The organism is Escherichia sp. E4930, assembly GCF_005845405.1.
GTDB lineage: Bacteria > Pseudomonadota > Gammaproteobacteria > Enterobacterales > Enterobacteriaceae > Escherichia.
Genome location: NZ_VCDZ01000003.1, coordinates 698,546 through 724,477, shown reverse-complemented (window position 1 = coordinate 724,477; position 25,932 = coordinate 698,546). Strand labels below are relative to the sequence as shown.

General features: G+C 49.2%; 25 protein-coding genes. 6 read left to right on the top strand and 19 right to left on the bottom strand.

Annotation, left to right across the window (positions count from 1 at the left end):
- Positions 1–170: 170 nt before the first annotated feature.
- Complete coding sequence (gene mak, locus FFT88_RS06985) at positions 171–1,079, bottom strand: fructokinase (RefSeq protein WP_135384910.1); 909 nt, start codon at positions 1,077–1,079, stop codon at positions 171–173.
- 124 nt (positions 1,080–1,203) lie between these two features.
- On the opposite strand from mak, the gene rdgC reads away from it, so the two are divergent.
- On the top strand, positions 1,204–2,115 hold the full coding sequence (rdgC, locus tag FFT88_RS06980; RefSeq protein WP_135404451.1) for a recombination-associated protein RdgC: 912 nt from the start codon (positions 1,204–1,206) through the stop codon (positions 2,113–2,115).
- A gap of 144 nt (positions 2,116–2,259) precedes the next feature.
- Here the strand turns inward: rdgC and FFT88_RS06970 are convergent, their stop codons facing one another.
- From FFT88_RS06970 to FFT88_RS06945, 6 genes are all read right to left on the bottom strand, one after another.
- On the bottom strand, positions 2,260–4,539 hold the full coding sequence (locus FFT88_RS06970; protein ID WP_135404450.1) for a DUF2773 domain-containing protein: 2,280 nt from the start codon (positions 4,537–4,539) through the stop codon (positions 2,260–2,262).
- A gap of 144 nt (positions 4,540–4,683) precedes the next feature.
- The gene (ppnP, locus tag FFT88_RS06965; protein ID WP_064527100.1) at positions 4,684–4,968 is read right to left on the bottom strand and encodes a pyrimidine/purine nucleoside phosphorylase; all 285 of its coding nucleotides are present in this window, start codon (positions 4,966–4,968) and stop codon (positions 4,684–4,686) included.
- 71 nt (positions 4,969–5,039) lie between these two features.
- Positions 5,040–5,717 (bottom strand): AroM family protein, encoded by a 678-nt coding sequence (locus tag FFT88_RS06960; protein ID WP_130206197.1) that lies wholly within the window; start codon positions 5,715–5,717, stop codon positions 5,040–5,042.
- 253 nt (positions 5,718–5,970) lie between these two features.
- On the bottom strand, positions 5,971–6,162 hold the full coding sequence (gene yaiA, locus FFT88_RS06955; protein ID WP_135404449.1) for a protein YaiA: 192 nt from the start codon (positions 6,160–6,162) through the stop codon (positions 5,971–5,973).
- 28 nt (positions 6,163–6,190) lie between these two features.
- Positions 6,191–6,736 (bottom strand): shikimate kinase AroL, encoded by a 546-nt coding sequence (gene aroL / locus FFT88_RS06950; RefSeq protein ID WP_130223263.1) that lies wholly within the window; start codon positions 6,734–6,736, stop codon positions 6,191–6,193.
- Between the two features lie 182 nt (positions 6,737–6,918).
- Positions 6,919–7,377 (bottom strand): YaiI/YqxD family protein, encoded by a 459-nt coding sequence (locus FFT88_RS06945; RefSeq protein ID WP_135404448.1) that lies wholly within the window; start codon positions 7,375–7,377, stop codon positions 6,919–6,921.
- A 119-nt stretch (positions 7,378–7,496) separates the two neighbouring features.
- On the opposite strand from FFT88_RS06945, the gene proC reads away from it, so the two are divergent.
- A complete protein-coding gene (proC, locus tag FFT88_RS06940; protein ID WP_130206189.1) occupies positions 7,497–8,306 on the top strand; it encodes a pyrroline-5-carboxylate reductase in 810 nt (269 codons plus the stop codon).
- Positions 8,307–8,322: 16 nt separating this feature from the next.
- Here proC and adrA read toward each other — a convergent pair whose 3' ends face one another.
- The 4 genes from adrA to iraP form a co-directional block, all read right to left on the bottom strand.
- Positions 8,323–9,438, bottom strand: coding sequence for a diguanylate cyclase AdrA (gene adrA, locus FFT88_RS06935; protein WP_135404447.1), 1,116 nt, complete (start codon positions 9,436–9,438; stop codon positions 8,323–8,325).
- 100 nt (positions 9,439–9,538) lie between these two features.
- Positions 9,539–9,859: a phosphate starvation-inducible protein PsiF gene (psiF, locus tag FFT88_RS06930; protein WP_130206185.1), complete on the bottom strand. Its 321-nt coding sequence runs from the start codon at positions 9,857–9,859 to the stop codon at positions 9,539–9,541.
- Between the two features lie 118 nt (positions 9,860–9,977).
- Positions 9,978–11,393 carry an alkaline phosphatase gene (gene phoA / locus FFT88_RS06925; RefSeq protein WP_130215400.1) on the bottom strand — a complete coding sequence of 472 codons (1,416 nt, stop codon included), beginning with the start codon at positions 11,391–11,393 and terminating at the stop codon, positions 9,978–9,980.
- Positions 11,394–11,493: 100 nt separating this feature from the next.
- Positions 11,494–11,754, bottom strand: a complete 261-nt coding sequence (gene iraP / locus FFT88_RS06920) for an anti-adapter protein IraP (protein ID WP_064527081.1) — start codon at positions 11,752–11,754, stop codon at positions 11,494–11,496.
- A gap of 461 nt (positions 11,755–12,215) precedes the next feature.
- Here iraP and ddlA point away from each other — a divergent pair, with 461 nt between their 5' ends.
- On the top strand, positions 12,216–13,310 hold the full coding sequence (gene ddlA / locus FFT88_RS06915; protein ID WP_130215396.1) for a D-alanine--D-alanine ligase: 1,095 nt from the start codon (positions 12,216–12,218) through the stop codon (positions 13,308–13,310).
- Positions 13,311–13,545: 235 nt separating this feature from the next.
- Here ddlA and FFT88_RS06910 read toward each other — a convergent pair whose 3' ends face one another.
- On the bottom strand, positions 13,546–13,758 hold the full coding sequence (locus tag FFT88_RS06910) for a DUF2754 domain-containing protein (protein ID WP_130206179.1): 213 nt from the start codon (positions 13,756–13,758) through the stop codon (positions 13,546–13,548).
- Between the two features lie 260 nt (positions 13,759–14,018).
- Here FFT88_RS06910 and FFT88_RS06905 point away from each other — a divergent pair, with 260 nt between their 5' ends.
- Complete coding sequence (locus FFT88_RS06905) at positions 14,019–14,327, top strand: YaiY family protein (RefSeq protein WP_130215394.1); 309 nt, start codon at positions 14,019–14,021, stop codon at positions 14,325–14,327.
- A gap of 52 nt (positions 14,328–14,379) precedes the next feature.
- Here the strand turns inward: FFT88_RS06905 and yaiW are convergent, their stop codons facing one another.
- The gene (gene yaiW, locus FFT88_RS06900) at positions 14,380–15,474 is read right to left on the bottom strand and encodes a surface-exposed outer membrane lipoprotein YaiW (protein WP_130215392.1); all 1,095 of its coding nucleotides are present in this window, start codon (positions 15,472–15,474) and stop codon (positions 14,380–14,382) included.
- 12 nt (positions 15,475–15,486) lie between these two features.
- Positions 15,487–16,707, bottom strand: a complete 1,221-nt coding sequence (sbmA, locus tag FFT88_RS06895) for a peptide antibiotic transporter SbmA (protein ID WP_130215390.1) — start codon at positions 16,705–16,707, stop codon at positions 15,487–15,489.
- A 351-nt stretch (positions 16,708–17,058) separates the two neighbouring features.
- On the opposite strand from sbmA, the gene ampH reads away from it, so the two are divergent.
- Positions 17,059–18,216 (top strand): D-alanyl-D-alanine-carboxypeptidase/endopeptidase AmpH, encoded by a 1,158-nt coding sequence (gene ampH, locus FFT88_RS06890; protein ID WP_130215388.1) that lies wholly within the window; start codon positions 17,059–17,061, stop codon positions 18,214–18,216.
- Here the strand turns inward: ampH and iprA are convergent, their stop codons facing one another.
- Together iprA and ehaB are read right to left on the bottom strand one after the other, a co-directional pair.
- On the bottom strand, positions 18,217–18,840 hold the full coding sequence (gene iprA / locus FFT88_RS06885) for a hydrogen peroxide resistance inhibitor IprA (RefSeq protein WP_130206171.1): 624 nt from the start codon (positions 18,838–18,840) through the stop codon (positions 18,217–18,219).
- A gap of 87 nt (positions 18,841–18,927) precedes the next feature.
- Entirely contained in the window at positions 18,928–21,945 is a 3,018-nt protein-coding gene (ehaB, locus tag FFT88_RS06880) for an autotransporter adhesin EhaB (protein ID WP_130223275.1), read from the bottom strand.
- A 525-nt stretch (positions 21,946–22,470) separates the two neighbouring features.
- Between ehaB and hemB the strand changes: the two genes are divergently transcribed.
- Complete coding sequence (gene hemB / locus FFT88_RS06875; protein ID WP_001295337.1) at positions 22,471–23,445, top strand: porphobilinogen synthase; 975 nt, start codon at positions 22,471–22,473, stop codon at positions 23,443–23,445.
- Positions 23,446–23,485: 40 nt separating this feature from the next.
- On the opposite strand, the gene tauD is transcribed toward hemB, so the two are convergent.
- The 3 genes from tauD to tauB are packed head-to-tail and all read right to left on the bottom strand — an operon-like array spanning position 23,486 to position 25,925.
- Positions 23,486–24,337, bottom strand: coding sequence for a taurine dioxygenase (tauD, locus tag FFT88_RS06870; RefSeq protein ID WP_135404446.1), 852 nt, complete (start codon positions 24,335–24,337; stop codon positions 23,486–23,488).
- Positions 24,334–25,161, bottom strand: a complete 828-nt coding sequence (tauC, locus tag FFT88_RS06865; protein WP_135404445.1) for a taurine ABC transporter permease TauC — start codon at positions 25,159–25,161, stop codon at positions 24,334–24,336. Before tauC ends, tauD begins: the two co-directional genes overlap by 4 nt.
- Positions 25,158–25,925 carry a taurine ABC transporter ATP-binding subunit gene (gene tauB / locus FFT88_RS06860; protein ID WP_135404444.1) on the bottom strand — a complete coding sequence of 256 codons (768 nt, stop codon included), beginning with the start codon at positions 25,923–25,925 and terminating at the stop codon, positions 25,158–25,160. The genes tauC and tauB overlap by 4 nt, the downstream gene beginning before the upstream one ends.
- Positions 25,926–25,932 lie beyond the last annotated feature (7 nt).

The following is a 25,932-nucleotide window of genomic DNA, read 5'->3' as shown; positions in this document are numbered from 1 at the left end:
TGCTCATTTTGTAGGTCTGATAAGACGCGGCAAGCATCGCATCAGGCATCTGAGCACAGTGCCGGATGCGGCGTGAACGCCTTATCCGGCCTACGGGCTGCCTATTTTGTAGGCCTGATAAGACGCGGCAAGCGTCGCATCAGGCATGATGCACCAGTTGCCTGGTTTTTTTACTCTTGTGGCCATAACCATGCGGCGCCGCGTACGCCGCTCGAATCCCCATGCTTCGCCTTACGCACGGGCGTTTCACATTCGCCACCGAAGACAAATTGTTTAATCAGCGGTGGAACTGTTTGATATAAACGGTCAACATTGCTCATCCCTCCGCCCAGGACAATCACATCCGGGTCGAGAATATTCACCACATGCGCCAGCGACTTCGCCAGTCGTAGCTCATAACGACGTAATGCCAACTCAGCAACCGGATCGTTTTCTTCAACCAGGCGGATAATTTCACTGCCTTTCAGCGCATGTCCGCTCAAACGACGATAATCCGTCGCGAATCCCGTGCCCGAAATAAAGGTTTCAATACAGCCTTGTTTACCGCAATAACAAGGGACTTCCTCGCGATAACGTAGTTCGTCTTCGTCCATCCACGGTAGCGGATTGTGTCCCCACTCGCCTGCCGTGCCATTGCCGCCGATATGCGCCCGACCATTGAACGCCACGCCCGCGCCGCATCCCGTGCCGATAATCACAGCAAATACCGTCTGCGCTCCCGCTGCTGCGCCATCTACCGCTTCCGAAACCGCCAGACAGTTGGCGTCATTTGCCAGCCGCACTTCCCGCTGCAACCGCGCGCTTAAGTCTTTATCGAATGGCTGACCGTTAAGCCAGGTTGAATTGGCATTTTTCACCACGCCGGTGTAAGGCGAAATCGAGCCTGGGATCCCCATCCCTACTGTTCCACGCTGTCCTGTCGCCTGCTCCGCCATCTCTACCAACGTGGCGATCGTTTCTATGGTCTGCCGGTAATCATCACGCGGCGTGGGCAGACGATGACGGTACAACTGCTCCCCTGCATCGCCCAGTGCAATCACTTCAGTTTTGGTGCCGCCTAAATCGATACCTATACGCACGGTACTCTCCTTATTTTTTTCAATATCAATAGCGTAGAGACGGACAACCGGATTGGCAATGCAAGGCCGCCGACAATTCGTTATCATGCCCGCTAAATTTAACGACAAGGCCGTGGAAATTATCATGCTGTGGTTCAAAAATTTAATGGTTTACCGTCTTAGCCGCGAGATTTCGCTGCGTGCAGAAGAGATGGAAAAACAGCTAGCCTCGATGGCATTTACCCCATGCGGCAGCCAGGATATGGCGAAGATGGGCTGGGTTCCTCCGATGGGATCGCACAGCGATGCGTTAACGCACGTTGCCAATGGTCAAATTGTCATCTGCGCGCGCAAAGAAGAAAAAATTCTCCCGTCTCCGGTCATTAAACAGGCGCTGGAAGCGAAAATCGCCAAACTGGAAGCTGAACAAGCGCGTAAGCTGAAGAAAACCGAAAAAGATTCGCTGAAAGACGAAGTGCTGCACTCTCTGCTGCCGCGTGCTTTCAGCCGTTTTAGCCAAACCATGATGTGGATCGACACGGTGAACGGTTTGATTATGGTGGACTGCGCCAGCGCCAAAAAAGCGGAAGATACGCTGGCACTGCTGCGTAAAAGCCTGGGGTCGTTACCGGTTGTGCCATTGAGCATGGAAACCCCGATTGAACTGACGCTGACCGAATGGGTACGCTCCGGTAGCGCGGCACAGGGCTTCCAGCTGCTTGATGAAGCCGAGCTGAAATCGCTGCTGGAAGATGGCGGCGTGATCCGCGCGAAGAAACAAGATCTGACCAGCGAAGAGATCACCAATCACATTGAAGCCGGAAAAGTGGTGACTAAACTGGCGCTCGACTGGCAGCAGCGCGTTCAGTTTGTGATGTGCGACGATGGTTCGCTCAAGCGCCTGAAGTTCTGCGACGAACTGCGCGATCAAAACGAAGACATCGACCGCGAAGATTTTGCCCAACGCTTTGACGCCGATTTCATCCTGATGACCGGCGAACTGGCAGCGTTAATTCAAAACCTGATCGAAGGATTGGGCGGCGAAGCGCAACGTTAATAGCTGGTTTGCCTTCAATGCCGGATGCGACGCCTCGGTGCGTCTTATCCGGCGTACGAAGCCATGCCAGGCATTAATCTAATCATTCGCTACGTCGGATGATGATTTTTAACGCTGCAATATTGTGTGTTTTACGCCGTAACCTCATTTTAATTCCTCAAGCTTATTGCGCGCTTCACTGCGAATTTGCCGTGTTGATCCGGTTTTAACTAATTCACGTAATTGTTGTGGATCCGGATGATCGGCAAATAACAGTAATGACGGATCCTCTTTTAACCACGCCGTTTTCACCTCAGCAGGCAGTTGCGGATTGGCAATCGCTCCCTGACGATCCTGCGGTGTAACCAATGCTGTGAATGCGGAAGTCGGCGTATGCGCATTAATCAACGCCGTTTTACGTAATTGTTCATGCCGACTTTGCAGTAATGCCAGCCAAAACTCGTCATCAGGCTTATCTGTCAGCTTATCCAGCTCGATTAAAATAACGCTATCATCATCATTCCAGCGACGTAATCCTCTATCACACTGCCTACGATTACTATTTGTCATGTCTGTAACAGACAGCGCCCAGTCAGCATTAAAGCGATATTGCTTATCAAGACGGGTAATAATCTCTGAGGGTAAATCATTTTTATCAAATAACTGATTGCGCATCCGGTAACGATATTCAGCCGGTAAATCAGGCAGCAAATCGATGGCGTCATTGAGCATTGCTTCATCTACCATGCCATTATCAATCAGTTCCAGTTGTATATCATACGCCTGCTCCTGATCTTCTTGCCGTTTGCTCATCATTAATTGCAATGTGCGCTGCCACAATTTTTTCTTATATTCCAACGGCAGCAGTTTATCGTGTGCTAATTCATTCCAGACAGCGGGGTTATCATGATGTGTCAGGAGATAGTTAATCACTTCAGTTGACGTCAGATAACGCGCACCTTCACGTAAATGTTGTATATCTTCTTTTGCCAGCGACAGTTGGCGCGCTTCAGGTAAAGCAATAAATAATGCCATCACGATATTTTTATGGTCTTTATTATCGAGATACATTTGATCTGCAATACGTTCAATATCGGGAATACTCATGTTTGCAGAAAGTCGCGTAACTTTGAGTTCCGCAAGGGCATGAGCTACGGCTTCACGGACCTTAAGTGATTGATCGTTACTCAGCGCCACGGCTTGTCGTGTAGTCAAATCGGCACCAGCAATTCGTTCGCGTAGTTCATCATCATCGCTATTTATCAGTTCATCCACCACAGATGTTGGCGCCAGCCACGCGTAATCGTACTGGCTGACTAACGTCTTACGCACAATCGGAAACGGACTCTGACTTAATAGGGCAATGATTTCCGGAGAAAGATTATCCTGTCTGGCCTGTTCGAGTTGGACGCTCTCGACAGGAGTCGACATTAATTTTTCATTCACTTCTGGTGAAATATCGCTGTTTTTAATCAGTCCTTTCGCCACTGCCTGGTCTTTAATAAAAGGCGCGGTGAGTAAATGCATTTGCCTGGCGGGCCAACGCTGCGCCATATATTCTCGTGTCTGGTCATCAGGATGCTGTAGCAATTGCAGCATAACATCGGTTGGCAGACTCTCCATGCGAGTCAGAAAACGCGCCACCAGCGGATCTTCATGCTTAACGTTGCCTGCCGCAAATTTTTCGACCTTGCCCTGTTCAATCCACTGCAATTTTTCACTTAACCCCGATACAGGTTTATCGCGAAACAACGGCAATCCCTGGACAATACTGGCCGCTACGCTGTCATAATCAGGATAGGCATTTAAAACATTGTCGGTTTCAATTTCAGTAATCTCATAGAGATCGGGCTCAAACAGAGAATACGCTTTTCGAATATTCGCATCCCAGTCATAATTTTCATTGCTGGTATCTTCGTTGATATAAAACTCAGCGTTATTAACCTCAAATTGCGTCGCCTTGTCTGAAACAATAATTCCGCGAGCCGTAATACCTTTCATTACTTCAAAGTTATGATCATTATAATCAGCATAGACTAAACCTTTCGCTTGCATCTCACCTTTGACGTATGCGAAATCATGATTAATAAAGTTATCGACAATCACATTGCCCAACACTATGAGTTGACCATCACCTGCCGAATAATCATCATAATCACCATTAATGGTTAAATTCCCCTTGACCACCAGAGTATGCTTATTACTAAAATTGCTGGGTATTGATAAATCTCCATTATGGTAATACCAACGAATGTTATTTTTAAGCATATAAGAGGCTTCCATACTATCACTGGTTTCCTCTTTCACTCCATTACGTTCTTCTGCGGTCATGATATGGAAATCTGACTTAATAAGATCATCGCTAGTGATCCACTCTGCAGCATAAACATTTTCGGTGGCAATAAATACAACCATACAGACGATCAATATTTTTATTTTATTCATAATCTTCACTGATATTAATATCAACCTTGATAGATTATGAATATATCGAAAATAGAAAAATTAGCAGCAACGGAGATTTTATTATTCGTGAAATAAGGAATATTTCAGAAAAATGCCCTCCCATTCAGACGGGAAGGCGCGATATTACAGATAGCGGCACAAATAGGAGGTCGGTTCGGCAACTTGCAGATGGAACTCGCTGTGGCCGGGAACATTAAATACTTCACCAGCTTCATACACGCGCCAGTCGGTAGCGCCAGGCAGCAAAACATTCAGCGCCCCGCTGACCACCGTCATCTCTTCGGGTTCCGCAGTACTGAACGTGTATTCACCTTCAACCATCACACCGACGCTGGCGCGGCCAGTATCGCTGCTGGTAAAGCCGATCGATTTCACTTTTCCGGAAAAGTATTCGTTACTTTGAAGCATAAACTGGCCCTGTCAGGTGGTTTAACATCTTCTTCACTATAGGGGCCAAAGGTGCTAACTGTCACGTAAAATTACACCAGCAATTCCGCCGCCAGCCTTGCAATCAATACGTTAGAGAGCAAAACAGGTACATCGAGCTTTTTTTGCAGTAAATCGCGATGACGCTGATTAAATCCTAAACAATCCAGCATGATGACATCCGCCCCATTCGCCAGCAATTCTTTCCCGGCATCAACGATTTTCTGTTCAGAATCGTGAATGGGATTTCCCAGCGAAAATAGTGGTGTTCTCTGCAAAATTTGCCATTTTTGCGCCTGAACGGCCAAAAGCTCTTCTACTGGAACAATAACACCGACCTGGTGACCTTCAACAATGGAGGAAACCAACGGTGGGAGAATGCGCAAAGGCTCGAGGAAGATCGTATTTCGCGCTGTCATATTACTAATGTTGGCCGTACTCATTAGCAAAATAACGTCATAATCCTGATTATCGAGTACCTCAATCACGCTTTGTAGATCACGCTCCACTTTACGGCGTGAAACGTGGGCCAGCTGGTTGTCATTTAATAATGTAAGAATAGTTTCTTCGCCTGCTTCTGGCGCATACTCCGCCATCACCTCTTCGCGGCTTAATTTCCCCAGCAGGCTATGATGGGAAATATTATTTTCGTCAATGTACTCCGTCAGAAGCGGCAAAACTTCATGCATTGGTACAATGCCGATGGTCAGAATCGCCAACGACGCGCTCATTGTCTTCCACCTTTCTTTTTCGTCGTTAATTACCGGGCAAATACTAAGCACCACAGCGGGCGCTTGCCGATGCTACAAATGCAAAAAAGCGTAGCAGCAGACGCGCACGGCATAATGTAAAGATTCCCAATAGTTCCAGTAATGGATTGTTATTGTTTAATATTCTAATTATTTGAAAAACATGAATTGTGAAAAGTGTGATGCAGGTCCGTTGTAATAGCACTCAGAGTCCCTTCCGAGCAGTCTGATGCGGTCACTCTTTATCAGGATCCTCATAGCGTTTTTTAGCATCCATCGCCTCCTGGGCCGTAGGATGTTCGCTGATCAAAGAGTCTGGTTTGGGATGTTCGGCTCGCAGCTGATACCAGGTCACAGTCTGTCCTTGCTGGCCTTTTTCTACCGTAACAATTCTGGCTTCTCGGGGATAAGGCGGTTTCGTTGGCATTGTTCTTCCTTATTTCACGGGATGAACATTAAGTATAGGTGCCAGGACAATGACAATTTGCCGTTTGTGCCAAAGCGGTTCGAATTTCAGAGATCACCTGACTGGGTTCGTTGTTAGCATCGACGATAATATGCGCAACTTCACGATATAATGCATCGCGTTCTTCCAGTACTTCCTGAACTTCTTCACTTAACGGTTTTCCTGTAAGTGTTGGCCGTAAATCCTCTTCTGGCGCAGCTTGCAGACGATTTACCAGCACTGACACCGGCGCGCACAAGTAAACCACAATCCCGTTATTACGCATGTAATGGCGATTAAATTCCGTCAGAATAATACCGCCGCCCGTCGCGATAACGGTGGATGGTGCAGTTACTGCTTCCAGAGCGGCGCTCTCCCTCGCGCGAAATCCTGCCCACTCTTCCCTTTCGACGATCTCTGCTACCGTCATATTGAGTTGTGATTGCAACCATTGGTCGGTATCAACAAACCGACAGTTGAGCGAATCGGCAAGGGCCATTCCGACCGTTGTTTTACCACAGCCCCGAGGCCCGATCAGAAAAAGAGGTTGTGTCATCGTGGGTTTTCCCCAAAAGGTCGCAATGCGGCGAAAGCCGGTTTCGTAAGAATAACGATCATACCATCAAACTAGTACAATTTCGATTGTAAAGAAATAATTCCACTTAAGGAGCGAACTTCAATACATTCCTTACTATATCAAGAAATGAGCGAGAAAGAAGTGTAAATAATATATTACATTTACGAACAGTTACGTTGAACTTCCAGCCACCATTTTTCAAGTTCAGCCGCAAATGCCTGGCGGTCACGTTGCGAAAGACTATCTGGCCCTCCGGTCTGGATCCCGCTGGCTCTAAGGGTATCCATAAAATCGCGCATCGTCAGACGTTCACGAATAGTCGCAGGTGTGTACCGTTCGCCACGCGGATTAAGTACTGCCGCGCCTTTCTCGATGGCTTCAGCAGCCAAAGGAATATCTGCGGTTATTACCAAATCGCCCGCCTCACACTGACGTACAATTTCATTATCGGCCACGTCAAAACCTGCCGCGACGCGCAGCGTGCGAATAAACCGCGATGGCGGCACGCGTAAACTCTGATTTGCCACCAACACCAGCGGCATCTGCATACGTTCTGCCGCGCGATACAGAATCTCTTTAATTACATTGGGACACGCATCGGCGTCCACCCATATTGTCATAAGGCTATCCTCTGTTGGGTAATCTTCTATTGTGTCGCGCTTTTGCCTTCCGGCATAGTTCTGTTTATGCTTCTGACCAGGCGCTTTTCAAAATAATGAATTCACGGCAGGAGTGTGCAATGGAAAAGAAAATCGGTTTTATTGGCTGCGGCAATATGGGAAAAGCCATTCTCGGCGGTCTGATTGCCAGCGGTCAGGTCCTTCCAGGGCAAATCTGGGTGTATACCCCCTCCCCGGATAAAGTTGCCGCCTTACATGAACAGTTTGGTATCAACGCTGCAGAATCGGCACAGGAAGTGGCGCAAATCACCGATATCGTCTTTGCTGCCGTCAAACCGGGCATCATGATTAAAGTCCTTAGCGAAATCACTTCCAGCCTGAATAAAGACTCTCTGGTGGTTTCTATCGCCGCAGGCGTTACGCTCGACCAACTTGCCCGGGCGCTGGGTCACGACCGGAAAATTATTCGCGCCATGCCGAACACCCCCGCGTTGGTCAATGCCGGGATGACATCCGTAACGCCAAACGCGTTGGTCACTCCTGAAGATACTGCCGATGTGCTGAATATTTTCCGTTGCTTTGGCGAGGCGGAAGTCATTGCTGAGCCGATGATCCACCCAGTGGTTGGCGTGAGCGGTTCTTCGCCAGCCTATGTCTTTATGTTTATCGAAGCGATGGCCGACGCCGCCGTGCTGGGCGGGATGCCACGCGCGCAGGCTTACAAGTTTGCCGCCCAGGCGGTAATGGGTTCCGCGAAAATGGTGCTGGAAACCGGCGAACATCCGGGCGCCTTGAAAGATATGGTCTGCTCACCAGGAGGCACAACCATTGAAGCGGTACGCGTTCTGGAAGAGAAAGGATTCCGTTCCGCGGTAATCGAAGCGATGACGAAGTGTATGGAAAAATCAGAAAAACTTAGCAAGTCCTGATGACTCTCACCGGACGTCAGGCCGCCACTTCAGTACGGTTACGTCCGGCTCTCTTTGCTTTGTAGAGCGCCATATCAGCCGATTTCAGCCACTCACGGTAGTGACTCATTTGCGGATTCAGCGGCGCGATACCGACGCTTATCCGTAATATCACCTGCGGCGTATTTGGCAGGCGTAATGCATTTAATCCTTCATGCACACGTAACATAGCGGTAATGGCGTTTTCGGCTGGCGTACCTGACATAATTACCGCAAATTCATCACCACCAAAACGACCAATCACATCGCTGCCACGCAGGGTAATTTGTAATTGTCGGGTAAGGGCAACGATGGCTTCATCACCCACATCGTGACCCCATGTATCGTTGATACTCTTAAAATGGTCGATATCAATAATCAATAGCGTCGCATCGCGATTGTGTCGGCGACAGTTATCAAACTCATTACGTAGCATGATTTCCCAGTGACGCCGGTTGTAAACGCCCGTCATGCCGTCGCGGGTACTCATGACCTGCAATCGTCGTTTATGTTCAGCCAGTTTGGTCGCTGTCTGGTAGCTAACCCAGCCAAACAGCAGAGGATAAATGACGATAATGGGAAGGGAGAGCCACCATTCCAGCGGCGCACTCTTGAGCGACACAGTGATCCCCGTGAGTTCGAGTGTGACAAGGCAGGAAACGACCATCAACACCAAACCGGCGACAAACAGACGGGGGCCGCCTGCCCCCATCAAATTCAGGCACATAATCATCAGCATTGCGATCGAAGGCAGCACGTTTACGCCCATCACGCCTACCCACATACCGGCTAACACTGCATCAGTTTTTAAGTTGTATATTTCCCGGCCAAGCGGATCAACGGCCCTGCTCGCCAACTGCCAGGCTAAATGTGGCCAGACAAATGCCCAGCCAACCAACACCAGCCACCACCAGCCTGACAGCGGGTGCGAAACCAACGTCGAGGCGATTGGTAAGAACATCCCAGCCAGTCCTACCGCCCGCGGTAGTCTGACGCGACGGGCGAAGCGCAGCCCGGATCGCTGATGTTCGTTTTGAGGAGTTATTGGTGGTATCTCCCCGTGTGCCGCCGCTTTTTTGTAAAAATTTTCATCATTCATTATTTTTGGGAACATTCAGAAACAATTTTCCCAAATTATAGAGATGGGGCGAAAGGCGGGAGTATGATATTTCGGGTGAGCCATTTTCTTAACTCACCCGTTAGCACTATAGGTATTACGCGGCTTTCTTGAGGCAGGTACTCATAAACTTATTACGATCATCACCTTTCAGAGATTGCTGCGTCGCCTGACTATTACATTCGCGCATCTTCTGCTGCTGCGGTGTCAAACTCTTTTCACCGGGCGCAGATTTGCTGTTCTTCAGGCAATCACTCATGTATGTCTTACGGGCATCCCCTTTCAACGCCTGCGCTGTCGCCTGTTGATTACAGGAGGTCATACGCTGTTGTTGTGGGGTTAACGTTCTCTCGGCAGCGCCGACAGTGGTTAAAAAAACCAGGCCGAATAGCAGGGTAACCAGTAATGTTATTTTCATAGCACCATCCCTCTTCACATTTTAACCAGGAGCGTTTGCGCCCTTGATCTGCTTTTAAGTCTGGTTGCTAACAGCAAAAAAACCACCCGACAGCCAAAATTAGCCGCCGGGTTCGGTGTTATTTCAGCCCCAGTGCAGCTTTCATGGTGTAGAAGAGATCGGTCTGATCGGTCAAACCAACCACATTCGCAGCCTGCGGACCATATGCAGCAATACGCAACTGGCTACCGGTATGCTCTTGTGAATCCTCTTCGGAATTCCCGTAACTCATCACCATCACTGCGCCATCTTTGGTGTTTAACGCCTGAGTCAGACCCGGTGCTTTGGTATCTGGCGCGACAATCTGGCTGGCGTGGGCGTGGTCAGCGGTGACCACCACCAGTGTGTTGCCATCCTTTTTGGCAAATTCCAGCGCCCGCTGTACGGCTTCATCGAGATCGACCGTCTCGCCAATTTGGCCACAAGGATTCGCGGCGTGATCCTGTTTATCGATCGACGCGCCTTCAACTTGCAGGAAGAATCCTTTCTCATTTTTGCTCAGTAGTTCAATGGCTTTATCGGTCATCTGCGCCAGCGTAGGCACACTGTCATTGCGTTGCGGATTCGGGGTACAGGTGACTGCGGGCTTATCGATATTACCGTGGTACGTTGCTTTCGGTCCTTGCCAGCGCACTGGCATATTGCCGTCAGCAAACAGTCCAAGCAGGGGTTTTTGCTGGTTCGCTTCCGTCACCGCATTCAGCGATGCGGTATCGCTGACTAACTGATAACCACGCGCCTGCGCCTGTTCACGCAGCGTTTTTCCCTGCCATTCACCGGCGGTAGCCGTTTCAGCAAAGGTTTTTGCGCCGCCGCCAAGCGTAACATCCGCACGGGCGTTAAGCAGTTGTTCAGTAATCGATCCTTTTCCACCTTTTTCCAGCGCGTTGCTCGGGCATTTTTCGCTGGTAACGCTCGGACCATAGCATTTGCGCGAGGTCACATGTGCCACTAGCGCGGCGGGAGTGGCATCCTGTATTTCAGCCGTTGAAACGTTGCCGGTCGCCAGCCCTGCGGCTTTTGCCAATTCCAGAATCGTTGGATGATCTTTTTCATGAATATCGACACCCAGCGCGCCGTTATACGTTTTGACGCCAGTTGACCAGGCCGTTGCTGACGCTGCGGAGTCGGTCACGTAGTCTGGTTTTCCGGTTTTTTTATCCAGCGCATAATGGGTGTATTGTCCGGTAAGCGGTAAGGCATCGATCCCTTTAAAAAAACCGCCCGCGCCTTCAGCATAATTGCGTGCGGCAGTGATTTCCGAATCCCCCATCCCATCACCAATCAATAAAATAATATTTTTCGCGGGTTTATCGCTAAGAGAATCGCGTAAGGCAGCTGTCTGATCGCTCGTTAATCGGCGAGCACCGCCAGGTGCGGTAATATCCCCCTGTGCCGCCCGGTTTTCCAGAATTGGCATCTCTGGGGTCCGGGCTTTAGTAACAGGGGTAAACAGTAACGGCAAGAGAGCCAGTGCAATAGTGCTTTGTTTCACTTTATTTTCTCCATGTACAAATACATTAAAAAATAAAAACAAAGCGACTATAAGTCTCTGGCATGACAGCATTATGACAACTGTTGGAAGGCTTAACTTTTTACTGACGAGGATGCCTCAATAACTTCTTTACGTAATCGCGCAGCAGCTCCGTATCGTCATCAGGAATGCTGGCATCGGGCTTTACCGAGTATAGCGCCCCTTCAACCTGATCAATCAACCGCTGTTGGTCATTTTGCGCCATATTGCGAAGCATCGCAGTAACGATAATCTCTAGTGCTTCGACCTGTGCGCACAATTCTTTCGATTCCTCTTCCTTTTGGGCAAGCTTAAATAACAACTCAGCAATGAGATTTTTCATATCTGTATTTCCTTATCCAAAGTATGGAGAAGTTAACATTATGTTTCACAACTGCATAGAGTCTTGATGTAGTATTTTTATGACAGAGGAAATAGTTTTAGCAAATATTTTTTTCACATTTATCAGCGAAACGTTTCTCTATTTTTAAATAATTCCACACATAAAATATAGGTATACAATTATTAATGTTTTTATAATAAAAAGTTATGCAATATATCCTCTTGGTTAACTTATTATTACGTATAATAACCATCCGGGCAGCAATTCACACCAGGAATAAATTAGTTTCCCGTTCATCATTTTTGTGATCTTACGCACATAATTTAGTCAGCGATGAATCTTACCCCGCAAGCTGCACGGTTTATCAGCAGAAGATTGCAACAAACTGTCAGAAGGCCGCGAATCCCCCGTTTTGTCGTGGTAATGTATGCTCTTTGTGTTCTACGGGATAGGTTTTTAAGATGGAAAAACTGCGGGTAGGAATCGTTTTTGGTGGAAAGTCAGCAGAACATGAAGTGTCTCTGCAATCGGCAAAAAACATTGTCGATGCCATTGATAAAAGTCGCTTTGACGTTGTGCTGCTGGGCATTGATAAACAAGGGCAATGGCATGTCAGCGATGCCAGCAATTATTTGCTGAACGCAGACGATCCTGCCCATATTGCGCTGCGCCCTTCGGCCACCAGTCTCGCGCAGGTGCCGGGTAAACATGAACAACAACTTATTGATGCGCAGAACGGCCAGCCGTTGCCGACGGTGGATGTCATTTTCCCAATTGTCCACGGTACGTTGGGTGAAGATGGTTCCTTGCAGGGAATGCTGCGGGTCGCCAATCTACCGTTTGTCGGTTCCGATGTTCTGGCTTCTGCTGCATGCATGGATAAAGACGTAACCAAACGTCTGCTGCGTGACGCTGGATTGAACATCGCGCCATTTATTACCCTGACGCGCGCCAATCGCCACAAAATCAGCTTCGCCGAAGTGAAGTCTAAACTTGGGTTGCCGCTGTTTGTAAAACCAGCTAATCAGGGTTCCTCTGTTGGCGTCAGCAAAGTGACCAGCGAAGAGCAGTATGCCCTTGCTGTCGATCTAGCGTTCGAATTCGATCACAAAGTGATCGTTGAGCAAGGGATCAAAGGTCGTGAGATCGAATGCGCGGTATTGGGTAATGACAATCCGCAAGCCAGTACCTGTGGCGAGATCGTACTGACCAGCGATTTCTACGCCTACGACACCAAGTACATTGACGAAGATGGCGCGAAAGTGGTGGTTCCGGCGGACATCGCGCCGGAAATCAACGATAAAATTCGGGCGATTGCCGTTCAGGCTTACCAGGCGTTGGGATGTGCTGGCATGGCGCGTGTAGATGTCTTTTTAACGCCGGAAAACGAGGTGGTGATCAACGAGATCAACACGCTGCCAGGCTTTACCAACATCAGTATGTATCCGAAGCTGTGGCAAGCCAGTGGCCTGGGCTACACCGACCTGATCACGCGTTTGATTGAGCTGGCGCTGGAGCGTCACGCAGCGGATAACGCATTGAAAACCACCATGTAATTTTTGGATGCCCAATAACTTTTTTGTTGGGCATTTCAGGCTGATGGCAAACGTAAGATTGCCTGATGCGCTTCGCTTATCAGGCCTACCAGATAATTGCAATATACTGATTTTGTATGATTTTGTATGATTTTGTATGATTTTGTATGATTTTGTAGGCAGGATAAGGCGTTTACGCCGCATCCGGCATAAACAACGAGCACTTTGCCAGCACTCCAGAACGCCCAATCTTCTGTTATTGGGCGTTTTCAGTATCGTCATCGCGACGACGAATAATCAGCCCCGCCAGCCAGAAACTCATCACCCACGTCACCAGACCGACGGCATAGGTCTGCCAACCTTTAGCTTCAAACCCCAGCAACCCCACCACGCCATTAAGAATGAATATAAGGCCAATGGCGAACGCATAGTAATGCCAGTCGCGGCGGATTTTTACAGGCAGATTCATGGCAGCTCCGTTAACGAAAAACAACATCCTTGCATATTCTGCAACATCCGTCTGTGGTATAGACAGCATTTCCAGAACCGTTAAAAAAATTTAACTTAAGGTTGCAATTTTGTGACTCATAACGAAGATTCTCGCTTCGGGAATATTCCCAACACCAATTTACCATGATTCTGATATTGACAATCCCAATGACCTGTCAGACTTGCCATAAGCCGCTGGTATCACACCAGAAGAGAAGCAGATGACTTCCGGAGGTTTTTATGGCTGATTTCACCCTGTCAAAATCGCTGTTTAGCGGAAAATATCGCGATGCCTCTTCAACGCCTGGCAACATTGCCTATGCATTGTTTGTGCTGTTTTGCTTTTGGGCTGGAGCGCAATTGCTGAATTTGTTGGTACATGCGCCAGGTGTCTATGAGCATTTAATGCAGGTCCAGGAGACAGGCCGCCCACGGGTGGAAATTGGTCTGGGAGTCGGCACCATTTTCGGGCTGATCCCGTTTTTGGTTGGCTGCTTCATCTTTGCGGTGGTTGCGGTGTGGCTGCACTGGCGACATCGCCGCCAGTAAGATTTATTTGGCCAGATGCGACGTAAACATCTGGCCTACGATTACCTATTGGTCACGGCTTCATACAGCGCGCTCGTCTTTCATCGACGCGCTTCGCAAACCATGCGGTGGTAAGGTTACGGGTGATTTTCGGGCTTTCCAGTTGAATACCCGGCAACATTTCACGCGGTAGCGATTTACCCGTTTTCGCTTCGGCGAGTTGATAAACCTTCTTATACAACGCCGTCTCTTCAAAAGAGAAACTATCCCCTTTCTCGAGCTGACGACGAATTTCGCTGTCGCTCATTCCCAGTTTGCCCGCCAGCTTACGCGTCGCCAGTTCTGTTTTACCCGGCTCTTTACTGTCATAACGAATCAAATCACCATCCAGCGCCAGCTTCACGCCGCTGGCTTTGCTGACCGCATTCTGAAACGCGGCATTACGACTGGCGTACCAACCAGCATTAAAATCGGCGAAACGGAAAATCGGCGCGCTATAGCTGGCAGGATAATTGAGTAAATGGTAAGTCCCGAACCATAATCCGCCGCGACGACTGAAGACCTCCTGACGTACCGTACCGTCCATTTTCCACGGATACCCCCTGGTATGCTGTTCGGCAAAAGCAATGCTGACCTGCATCGGCCCACCGGTGCGCACCGGGTTAAGCGAACCAAACAGCGTCTGCCCCATCGGCACCATGCTGATCAGATCGTCAAAAATTGCACTCAGCTGCTTTTCCGTGCGCACGGAATCTAACCGTTCGCTGTAGCTTTTGCCGTTTGGCGATTTGATTTTTAGCGCGGTATGAACCAGAAAAGCAGGAATGTGCATCCGTTCGGCGCGGCGGTCAATCTCTTGCCAGGCGATTTTACTTAATCCAGGAACGACCGGATCCGCCTGATAATTTGACTCCTGCTGCGCCACCGCCAGCACCGAGCAGACATTTTCCAGTGTCGGTGCCAGCCCCTGGCTTTCAAAAGTGGTGGCAAGATCTTTCGCCCAGGCATCGCGGTCTTTTACGCTGGCGGGTAACTTCTGCCGCACCACGCTCGCCACATCTATCGCTTTTTCGCCCTTTTTCAACGGCTGTGGCGCCTGACTGCTACACCCCGCTAAAACCAGAACCGCCAACAATGAAAGCGAAGACAGATGATTGACTCGCGACATTACCTCTCCTTTTTAACTCAATGTATGGGTTACTTCCTGAATTTTGTCATTATCCAGTTCATGTTCAAAGCTGCGCAGACGTTTGTAGATCGACATCAACTCGACCAGCGTGGTCCATGAGTTAATCAGATACTGGAAAGCGCCGCGAACCTGACCAAAAACGTTGGTTATTTGGGTCATCAGGCCGAGCGTAATCGTACCGGCAACAATCGACGGAAACAGCAAGAACAAACCGAAAACGTTATCGACCTGCAGGTAGAGAATGCGGGCGATGTTGAAATACATATAGTGAAAATAGAGGCGGAAATAGTTCTTCCGTACCGCACTGAATAACTCGCGCACCGTTGGCGGTGTCGCACGCGTGGCGTCGTCTTCACCATAGACCAGCTCTTTACGGTAAGCTGCCTCTACTCGCTGGTTTTTAAACTCAAGTCCCGGCAGTTTGATCCCCACAACCGCCAGTAATCCGGTCCCCATCAGCGACCAGATAATCGCGGCAATCACCAAACCATACGGAATGTGCCCCACAATCGGCAACTCTGGCACGTGTGCGGAGAGCGTCACCAACACCGGCAAGAAGGCGATCAGCGTCATGATGGCGTTAATAAAGCTGACGCCCATATTCTCAAGCGTTGAGGCAAAACGCATGGTGTCTTCCTGCACACGCTGCGCGGCCCCTTCGATATGGCGCAGTTGCTGCCAGTTCGCCATGTAGTATTCGTTCATCGCCGTACGCCAGCGAAACACGTAGTGGCTGACAAAGAAATTGTTCAACACACTGATAACCACCGCGATCAGCGCTATCCCCAGAAAGACACCCACCTCGCGATAAAACTGTTCGATGGTCACTTTATGCGGCGAACTGAGCGCGGTTTGAATCAGGTCATAAAACGGTGCATACCAGGCGTTAACTGCAACCCCAACTTCCACCAGAAACCAGGTCACGAAGATAATTAGCGCAGTGCCGAGTATTGACCAGTATTGCCAACGATGTGGGCTGTAGATAAACCAGAACAGCGCGAAAAGTCCTACGCAAACAATGTAATAAGCGTAAAAAACCAGGAAGTCTAACGACCAGAAACGGGCAGCGCTAATCGGTATCTGCCCAGAAGCCCCGGTGATGTGGGCAACCCAGTCACCTCCTCCGGCTTGCCAGAAGATGACGGCAATCAATGCCCAAACAAAGGCCGAGAGAAAAAAGGCTCCCGGTTTTGGGAAAAAAGACTTAAACATATGCTCTCCTGCTAGCTTCTTATCGTTTTAGCAACTGCTGTGTATTAACCGCATGGCCGCTTCAAAGAATCAGCCAAATGAAACCGCCCATTGTGACCAGCCGCGGGGCGCTTAGTTCGTCCTCCTGACGGGAAGAATTGTTTCGACGGATTTCACAAACAAAGGATTGTTTACATAAGCGCATTAACACGAACAGGATCACAAATGCAGACATTGGTGAGCAGGAAAAAGATCGTGTTTACGCGCCGTTACGTTTTTAACACTATTATTGCACTAATTTGCGCTTTGCAATCCATCAACGAGTAGTATAAATACGCTCAGTTACCTTCATTTAATTTATGGACACCACCGTTGAAACGTAGTCTGCTTTTTTCTGCCGTGCTGTGTGCGGCGTCATTGACCTCTGTCCACGCGGCGCAACCTATCGCCGAACCTGAATTCGCCTCTGATATTGTTGATCGCTATGCCGATCATATTTTTTACGGCAGCGGTGCCACCGGGATGGCGCTGGTCGTTATCGACGGTAATCAGCGTGTCTTTCGCAGTTATGGTGAAACTCGCCCTGGTAATAACGTTCGCCCGCAGTTGGATTCGGTAGTACGTATTGCTTCGCTCACCAAGTTGATGACCAGTGAGATGCTGGTGAAATTGCTGGACCAGGGGACAGTGAAGTTAAACGATCCACTGAGTAAATATGCCCCGCCAGGCGCACGCGTGCCAACTTACAACGGAGCCCCCATCACATTGGTGAATCTGGCAACCCACACCAGCGCCCTGCCCCGTGAACAGCCCGGCGGCGCGGCAAATCGTCCGGTGTTTGTCTGGCCGACGCGAGAGCAACGCTGGAAATATCTTTCTACGGCGAAGCTAAAAGCCGCGCCAGGCAGCCAGGCCGCGTACTCCAACCTTGCGTTCGACCTGCTGGCGGATGCGCTGGCGAATGCGTCCGGTAAGCCTTATACCCAATTGTTTGAAGAGCAGATTACCCGTCCGCTGGGGATGAAAGACACCACCTATACACCATCACCGGACCAGTGCCGCCGTTTGATGGTTGCCGAGCGCGGCGCCAGTCCGTGTAACAATACGCTGGCGGCCATTGGCAGCGGCGGCGTTTATTCCACACCTGGCGATATGATGCGCTGGATGCAGCAATATTTGTCTTCTGATTTTTATCAGCGCAGTAACCAGGCGGATCGCATGCAGACGCTGATTTATCAGCGTGCACAGTTTACGAAAGTGATTGGCATGGATGTGCCAGGCAGAGCGGATGCACTCGGTTTAGGCTGGGTGTATATGGCACCGAAGGACGGACGTCCGGGTATTATTCAGAAGACCGGTGGTGGCGGTGGTTTCATTACCTATATGGCGATGATCCCGCAAAAAAATATCGGTGCGTTTGTGGTCGTGACCCGCTCACCATTAACACGGTTTAAAAATATGAGCGATGGCATCAATGATTTGGTGACCGAACTTAGCGGGAATAAACCGATGGTCATTCCCGCGTCCTGATTAATACTCTGAAGGCAAACGGTTGATGGCGACCAGTTTGCCTTTATTCATTTCGATATAGCCGCCCTTGCGTAAAGCCGCAAGAACTTCTGCCACGACGGAACGTGATATGCGTGTACGTTGATGGATATAATTCATTACACCAATGCGTGATCGTAACTCATCATTCCAATCAATCATTGATAATAACGTCGCACGGATTTGCTCGTAGGAATTATGCCCAATGAGTTGAACGTCGCGTAATTCCAGAATTTTATTTTGCCAGGCTAACCAGTAAAAAGCGTCGCGCCAGAGTTGATTTTGTTCAATAAGAGTAATGGTTTGTTTGGCTGGTAGATGATATCCCGTACAGTTTCCTTCTGATATTAATTTGTATGGTATATCGTTTTTCATTAAACCATCAGTCAGTCCCATAATATAGGGGGCCTGCGTAATACCGATAAGTACGTTTTCTTCTCTACGGAGAGAGATAACACCTTCTAAAATAACGAATGTGTCTTCGCTGTTTACATCACTGGAGAATATGACTTGTTTTTCATTATTAAACTCGAAGCGCGTGCCGTATCTGGACAAACATTTATCGAGCTTACCAAATTCCTGAAGAGGTTTAACTACAGATAACATTTGCGCGTCCTTTGCAGTAATGCCCGTCAAATCCTTGACGGGCATTATTTAGATTAAATTACCAGTATTTCTTCAGAGTGAAGAATATTACCAGGTATATTTAACACCCACGTTCGCGGACCAATCTTGATCTACGTCACCACCACCGAGGTAGCTAGCATCGGTATAGGCGCTGAAGTTCTTGGTGAAGCTGAACTGAGTACCCAGACCAACACGTACCGCAGACCCTTCAGTACCGTTATCGATGGAATCGCCGTTCACATCGTTATCGTTGTTAGAGTCGTCGTAGACGTAAGCCAGTTTGAAGTACGGAGTCAGAGCCTGGTCTTCGCTGTAAGTGAAGGTATAACCTGCATCTACACCCAGTTCATAACGCATGCTGTCGTAAGACTGACCGTCAACTTTCATGTCGTTGCTCAGCTGGTAGTCATCACCAGACTGGAACAGACCAGAAATGCTACCGTAAGGAGTTACGTAACCAGCATCACCCAGTTTGAAGTCGTAACCGGCTTTCAAACCGAAGCCCCATGCGTCAGAGTTGGTGCTACCGTCAACGTAAGTACCGTTGCTCATGGTTGCAGACAGATCGTTGTTGAAGTGAGAGTAGCTCAAGCTACCATCAACAAAGATGTTGTTCGCGAAGCGAGCAGAAGAGTAGATGTAGGCAGACTGGCTGTCTTGATCCACCTGACCAGAACGGTCATTCATGTCGCCTTTACCGAAGCCTGCAGCCGCACCGACGATCCACTTAGCGTTGTTACCATCAATTTTGGTATCAACACCGACCATGATGCCGTTAACATCCTGATCGTAGTCAATGGTACCGTTGTTGCCGTTGAAGTTACCACCGAAGTAGCTTACCCATGCGCCGCCGTTATCAGCCAGACCATGACGAGAGTTGGTCAAACGAGTACCAACGGTGTCTTGTTCCAGGTTCCAGATATTGGTGTTTGCAGACGGGATGCTCAGCGCCATGTTAGCGTAGTCAGTCAACTCGGTCTGATGCAGAACAACGGTGTTACCTTCCTGACGAGCTTCGTAGGTGTATGCACCCAGGTCAGCTTTGTTAGCAGCAGAGAAGGTCGCGTCGCTGTTTTTGTCGTTAACGTAGATCAGCTCGTTGCCGTTGTAGTCAGCGATAGAACCAGCACCAGTAGCGTTGTCGATACGAACTTTGTAGTTACCGGTTGCAGCTGCAACATGGTCACCATTGTTATCAACTTCGTTCTGACCAGCTTCGATAGAAGCAGTGTTATCGTTATCGCCGTTACCGTTAATGGTCAGGTGACCATCAGAGTTCATTGCGATTAAGCCATAACCGTAGTTTGACTTGGTAGTGTCGTTGGTACGGTCGTTGGTCAGGTCTGCATCAAGTACGAAGCGGTTGCTTTCGATGTTGAATACACCAGCGTGAATGTTACCACTGGTATCAGTGGTGCTGGTCAGGTTCAGAGTATCAACCTGAAGAGCATTAGCTGCTGTGTTACCTACATCCAGAATACCGTCGTTAGTAACGTTGATGGTATTCGCATACAGAGCGGCATCACCTACAGCCCAACCAGCAGTAACTTCATCAGAGATAGTTACGGTACTGTTATCGATAGTCAGTGAATCAGTTGCAACGTGACCATCTTCGTTGATGTTCAGCGCAGAAAGACCTGTCAGAGAGATAGAATCAGAAATCAGCGTTGAATCAGCAACATTAACAGTTGAACCACTGTTGATGCTCAGAGTATCAATCAGAGAAGTTTTGGTGGTATCCCACTGTGAACCGGTATTCAGGGTCACATTGAACAGACCGCTCTGGTAAACTTCGTTACCGATGATGTGATCAAATTCGCTGTATTCAGAGTCGCTGTTTTCTACACCAACAGTTGATGAAGGCCACAGGCTGTTAGCTGCGATGTCGATCAGAGTTGCAGTGGCATCGGAACCCATCGCATAAGCATCGTAAATGCCATCCAGCGGACTGTCTTTATCGATCTTACCATCGAGGGTATCGTTATCAGCATAACCATCGCCATTAAGATCTGTCCCAATATCTGAACCCAGATCAACCTGATGCGCAGACATTGCTGCACCAACCCACTTGCTGCCATTGTTCAGGGTCAGATCCAGGCGATCAGTACCATCCCAACCGTTAGTATCTACATCACCGTCAGCATCACGGTAGCTATCACGACCATGTGGGAAGAAGTTCTCATCAAAGTTGCTTGAGAAGAAAACATCACCCATCAGTGTGGAGTTATCGAATGTTGCAGTAGTCTGCATTGCGTTATCAGCATCAGGATGTGCAATAACAGCTAATGCGATATCGTCAGCATTCCAGCCATTACCGTTGTAATCACTGGCATTGCTGGTATTACCAAACCAACCAGTAGTACCTTCATCAGTCCATGAACCAGAGGTCACGGTAGAATCTTTAACAGTGATGGTGTTATTAAACACTTCGCTGCTATTTACACCGGTGCTGACAGTGTTGTCGTCGATATCTTCCCACTCATAACCCTGAGTCAGCGTAATACCTGCTACGTGAGAGTTATTAGAGATGGACAGATCAACTTCCTGATCCAGAGTGATGGCAGTACCGATGTTATAAACGTCTACAACATGAGTATCAGCGGCATTATTGTAGGTGCCGTTATATGTGTAGTGTTCGTAGTTGTCGTCGATCGTTGAATTATCAACAGTCAGCGCCAGACGGTCATGGTAGTAATCATCCGCACGATCAGCACAATCTGTTGTCATGCACTCGGAATAAATCATACCGTGAATAGTGCTGTTTTTGATTGTCAGACTATTGGCGTTGGTATTGGTAGAAATACCGTCGTCCAGATAGTAGGTAGAAATTACGCCGTTAACGGTAGCGTTATTAATGACCGGGTAGATATCGCCGTTGTAATAGCTATCAGCGGCATAGTTGTTCCAGCCTACATAACCATCATAGTAAACGTCATCAGCATAAGTGGTGTCGTTGTAGTGATGAAAAGTATTGTAAGTTTGACCAGAAATATCGTTGGTCGCTGCATTAGCCTGAGAGGTGATAGCCAGAGTGCAAGCCAATGCTAATTGTGATACTACAAGTTTCTTTTTCCAGGAGTGCATTTGTCATCCCTCCTCAGGGACGTAATAAGTTGATCCATCAATTATCAATGCATAGAAAACATCTTATGTTTCGCGTTTACGATTATGCGGCGTTATAGAGGAATGGTTCAATTATTCTTTCCCCTAAGTCCGATTGTGGACATATATAAAAAACATCTACACACGCAAAGAAAAAACTGACAAAAACACAGTTTTTCAACACGTTAATGAAAGCGTTAATTTTGAATTATAGCTTCTAAAAATATCAAACCAACAAATCAGATAAATAATTTATCAATAAACAATGAACTTTAAGCCATTCAATTTTTGACAGCTCAACCAAATCAACAAAAACAATAATTGAAGATTATAAATAAAAATTAAAAATATTTGCAGTGAATATAAAATCATTGCTATTTCTATTACAAAGATGTCCTGACCTCTCTTTCGTTCTCTTCTTATCAACATCGCGACAACTTTCGTAAAACACTCCGGCCCCGCTTCAGGTATACTGTGCGCCTTAATTCCACAAACATCAGGCAGACCATGACAGACTTAATCCAACGCCCTCGTCGCCTGCGCAAATCTCCTGCGCTGCGCGCTATGTTTGAAGAGACAACACTTAGCCTTAACGACCTGGTGTTGCCGATCTTTGTTGAAGAAGAAATTGACGACTACAAAGCCGTTGAAGCCATGCCTGGCGTGATGCGCATTCCAGAGAAACATCTGGCACGCGAAATTGAACGCATCGCCAACGCCGGTATTCGTTCGGTGATGACTTTCGGCATCTCTCACCATACTGATGAAACCGGCAGTGATGCCTGGCGGGAAGATGGTCTGGTGGCGCGTATGTCGCGCATCTGCAAGCAGACCGTGCCTGAAATGATCGTCATGTCAGACACCTGTTTCTGTGAATACACTTCTCACGGACACTGCGGCGTGCTGTGCGAGCATGGCGTCGACAACGACGCGACTCTGGAAAATTTAGGCAAGCAAGCCGTGGTTGCTGCTGCTGCAGGCGCAGACTTCATCGCCCCTTCCGCCGCGATGGACGGCCAGGTACAGGCGATTCGCCAGGCGCTGGACGCTGCGGGCTTTAAAGATACGGCGATTATGTCGTATTCGACCAAATTCGCCTCTTCCTTTTATGGACCGTTCCGTGAAGCTGCCGGAAGCGCATTAAAAGGCGATCGCAAAAGCTATCAGATGAACCCAATGAACCGTCGTGAGGCGATTCGTGAGTCACTGCTGGATGAAGCCCAGGGCGCAGACTGCCTGATGGTTAAACCAGCTGGTGCGTACCTCGACATCGTGCGTGAGCTGCGTGAACGTACGGAATTGCCGATTGGCGCGTATCAGGTGAGTGGCGAGTACGCGATGATTAAATTCGCCGCGCTGGCAGGTGCTATAGATGAAGAGAAAGTGGTGCTCGAAAGCTTAGGTTCGATTAAGCGTGCGGGTGCGGATCTGATTTTCAGCTACTTTGCGCTGGATCTGGCTGAGAAGAAGATTCTGCGTTAATGATCATTATGCCGGGTTATCCCAACCCGGCATTTCCCCTTCACCCCGCCCGATAAAATGGTTTATCCCCGAGAATCGTCGCGCGATGCATAATCCGCCGCTGTGGCAAATAATCGGCATTAGCATAGTGCTGAGTCACGCGGTTATCCCAAATCGCAATATCATTCGGTTGCCAGCGCCAACGCACCTGAAACTCCGGTTTGGTGATATGGGCAAACAAAAAGCCTAACAAGGCTTCGCTCTCTTTCTCGCTGACATCGACAATTCGCGTGGTAAATCCTTCATTAACAAACAGTGCCTGTTTGCCGCTCACCGGATGCGTACGCACCACTGGATGTAACAACGGCGGATTCTTCGCGGCCGCCTCGCGCCAACGTTGATGTTCCTCTTCGGTTTTGCGGTACTTGTATTCCGGGAACGATTTACGGAAATCATGCTCCGCACGCAGCCCGCTCAAAAGCTGGCGGAAAGGAACAGAAAGCGCCTCATAGGCAGCAATACCGCTGGTCCAGAGCGTATCGCCGCCGAACGATGGCAACTCTTTCGCTGCGAGAATCGCCCCTGCTGGCGGCGTCTCAATAAATGTCACATCGGTGTGCCAGTTGTCGTTATCCGGCGGATTATCGTTATGGGTGTCCAGTACGATGATCTCGTCAACCCCTTCGGCATGAGGATAAACAGGATGAATATGCAGTTCGCCAAAACGCCGGGCCAGCGCACGTTGCTGCAGTGGCGTTATCGCCTGTTCACGCAGAAAAACCACCTGATGACGCAGCACCGCATGGTAAAGCTGTTCAAACTGATTATCGCTTAACGGGCGCGTCAGGTCGGCACCCGAAATTTGTGCGCCAATATACGGCCCCAGCGGGGTAATGCTCAGACGTTCACTCATTGTACTTCTCCATGCCAGGGCGTCAGGCGGCGTTGTAACGCACGCAGACCCAGTTCTAAAAGAAAGGCGATAATCGCAATCACCGCGATCCCCGCCAGCACCACGTCAGTCGCGAGGAATTCACCTGCTGACTGGACCATAAAACCTAAGCCCCGCGTTGCGGCAATCAGCTCCGCCGCCACCAACGTAGACCAGCCCACACCCAGACCAATGCGTAATCCGGTGAGGATTTCCGGCAGCGCGCCAGGCAAAATGACAAACCACAGCACCTGTATACGGCTGGCCCCCAGCGACTGCGCGGCACGAATGCGAACCTGCTGCACGCTTTTCACCCCCGCCAGCGCCGACATCGCCACCGGTGCAAAAATCGCTAAATAGATCAGTAAGATCTTCGACGTTTCGCCAATACCAAACCAGATCACCATCAGCGGCAAATAGGCCAGCGGCGGCACCGGACGATAAAGCTCGATTACCGGATCCAGAATGCCGCGTACCGTAGGGCTAAGTCCCATCGCGATCCCGACCGGAATACCGATCAACACCGCGGCAAATAGCGCCAGCATAATGCGCGTCAGGCTGGCTGCCAGATGCTGCCACAGCGTGGCGTCCATAAAGCCTTGCGGTCCGGCAATGGTGAGTAGTTTTTCCAGTACCTGTTGCGGCGGCGGCAAAAATAGCGGGCTAATCAGTTGCAGCGTCGCCACCGTCCACCATATGGTGAGTAAAACCGCTAACGTACCAATGCTTAAGGTCACTTGCCGTGAGAGCGGCCAGCGCCATTTCAACCGACTCGAATGCAGTTTTTCGTTAATGAGCACACTCATGAGAACGCCTCCCGTTGCTCAAATACGCGGCTTAAAACATATTCGCGAATGGCAATAAACTGTGGATCGGACTTGATGCTGCGACTCGATTCTCCCGCAACAAAGCGGCGAGCGAAGTCGAGCGGAAGACGCTCCAGCACACGCCCTGGCCCTAGTGAAAGCAGAACCAGTTCAGTCGCCATAAACACCGCTTCTTCTATATCGTGGGTAATCAACAGCACCTGCTTTCCCGTCTCCTGCCAGAGTTTCAGCAACAAGGTTTGCATCTGGTCGCGGGTAAAGGCGTCCAGCGCACCAAACGGTTCGTCGAGTAATAACAGTTGGGGATTTGCCGCCAGCGCGCGGGCAATCCCCACTCGCTGACGCTGGCCTCCAGAAAGCTGCCAGATGAAGCGTTTTTCTGCGCCTTCCAGACCTACTTTTTTCAGCATCTGGAGAGCAATTTCCAGACGCTGCATTTTCTCCATCCCCGCCAGTTGCAGACCGAACGCCACGTTATCCTGCACATTGCGCCACGGTAGCAATCCTTCATTCTGAAAAACCACGCCGCGTTCTGCTCCCGGTCCCTGAATGTGTTTGCCCGCCAGTTGAATGCTGCCGTGCTGATAAGGCACAAAACCAGCAATTAAATTCAGCAACGTGGTTTTGCCGCAGCCGGACGGTCCCAGCACAACCAGCAGCTCGCTGCTTTCCAGCGTCAGGTTGATATCTTCCAGTGCTGGTTTACCGCCATAATCGGCGTAAAGATGAGAGATTTGCAGCATCTGCGCC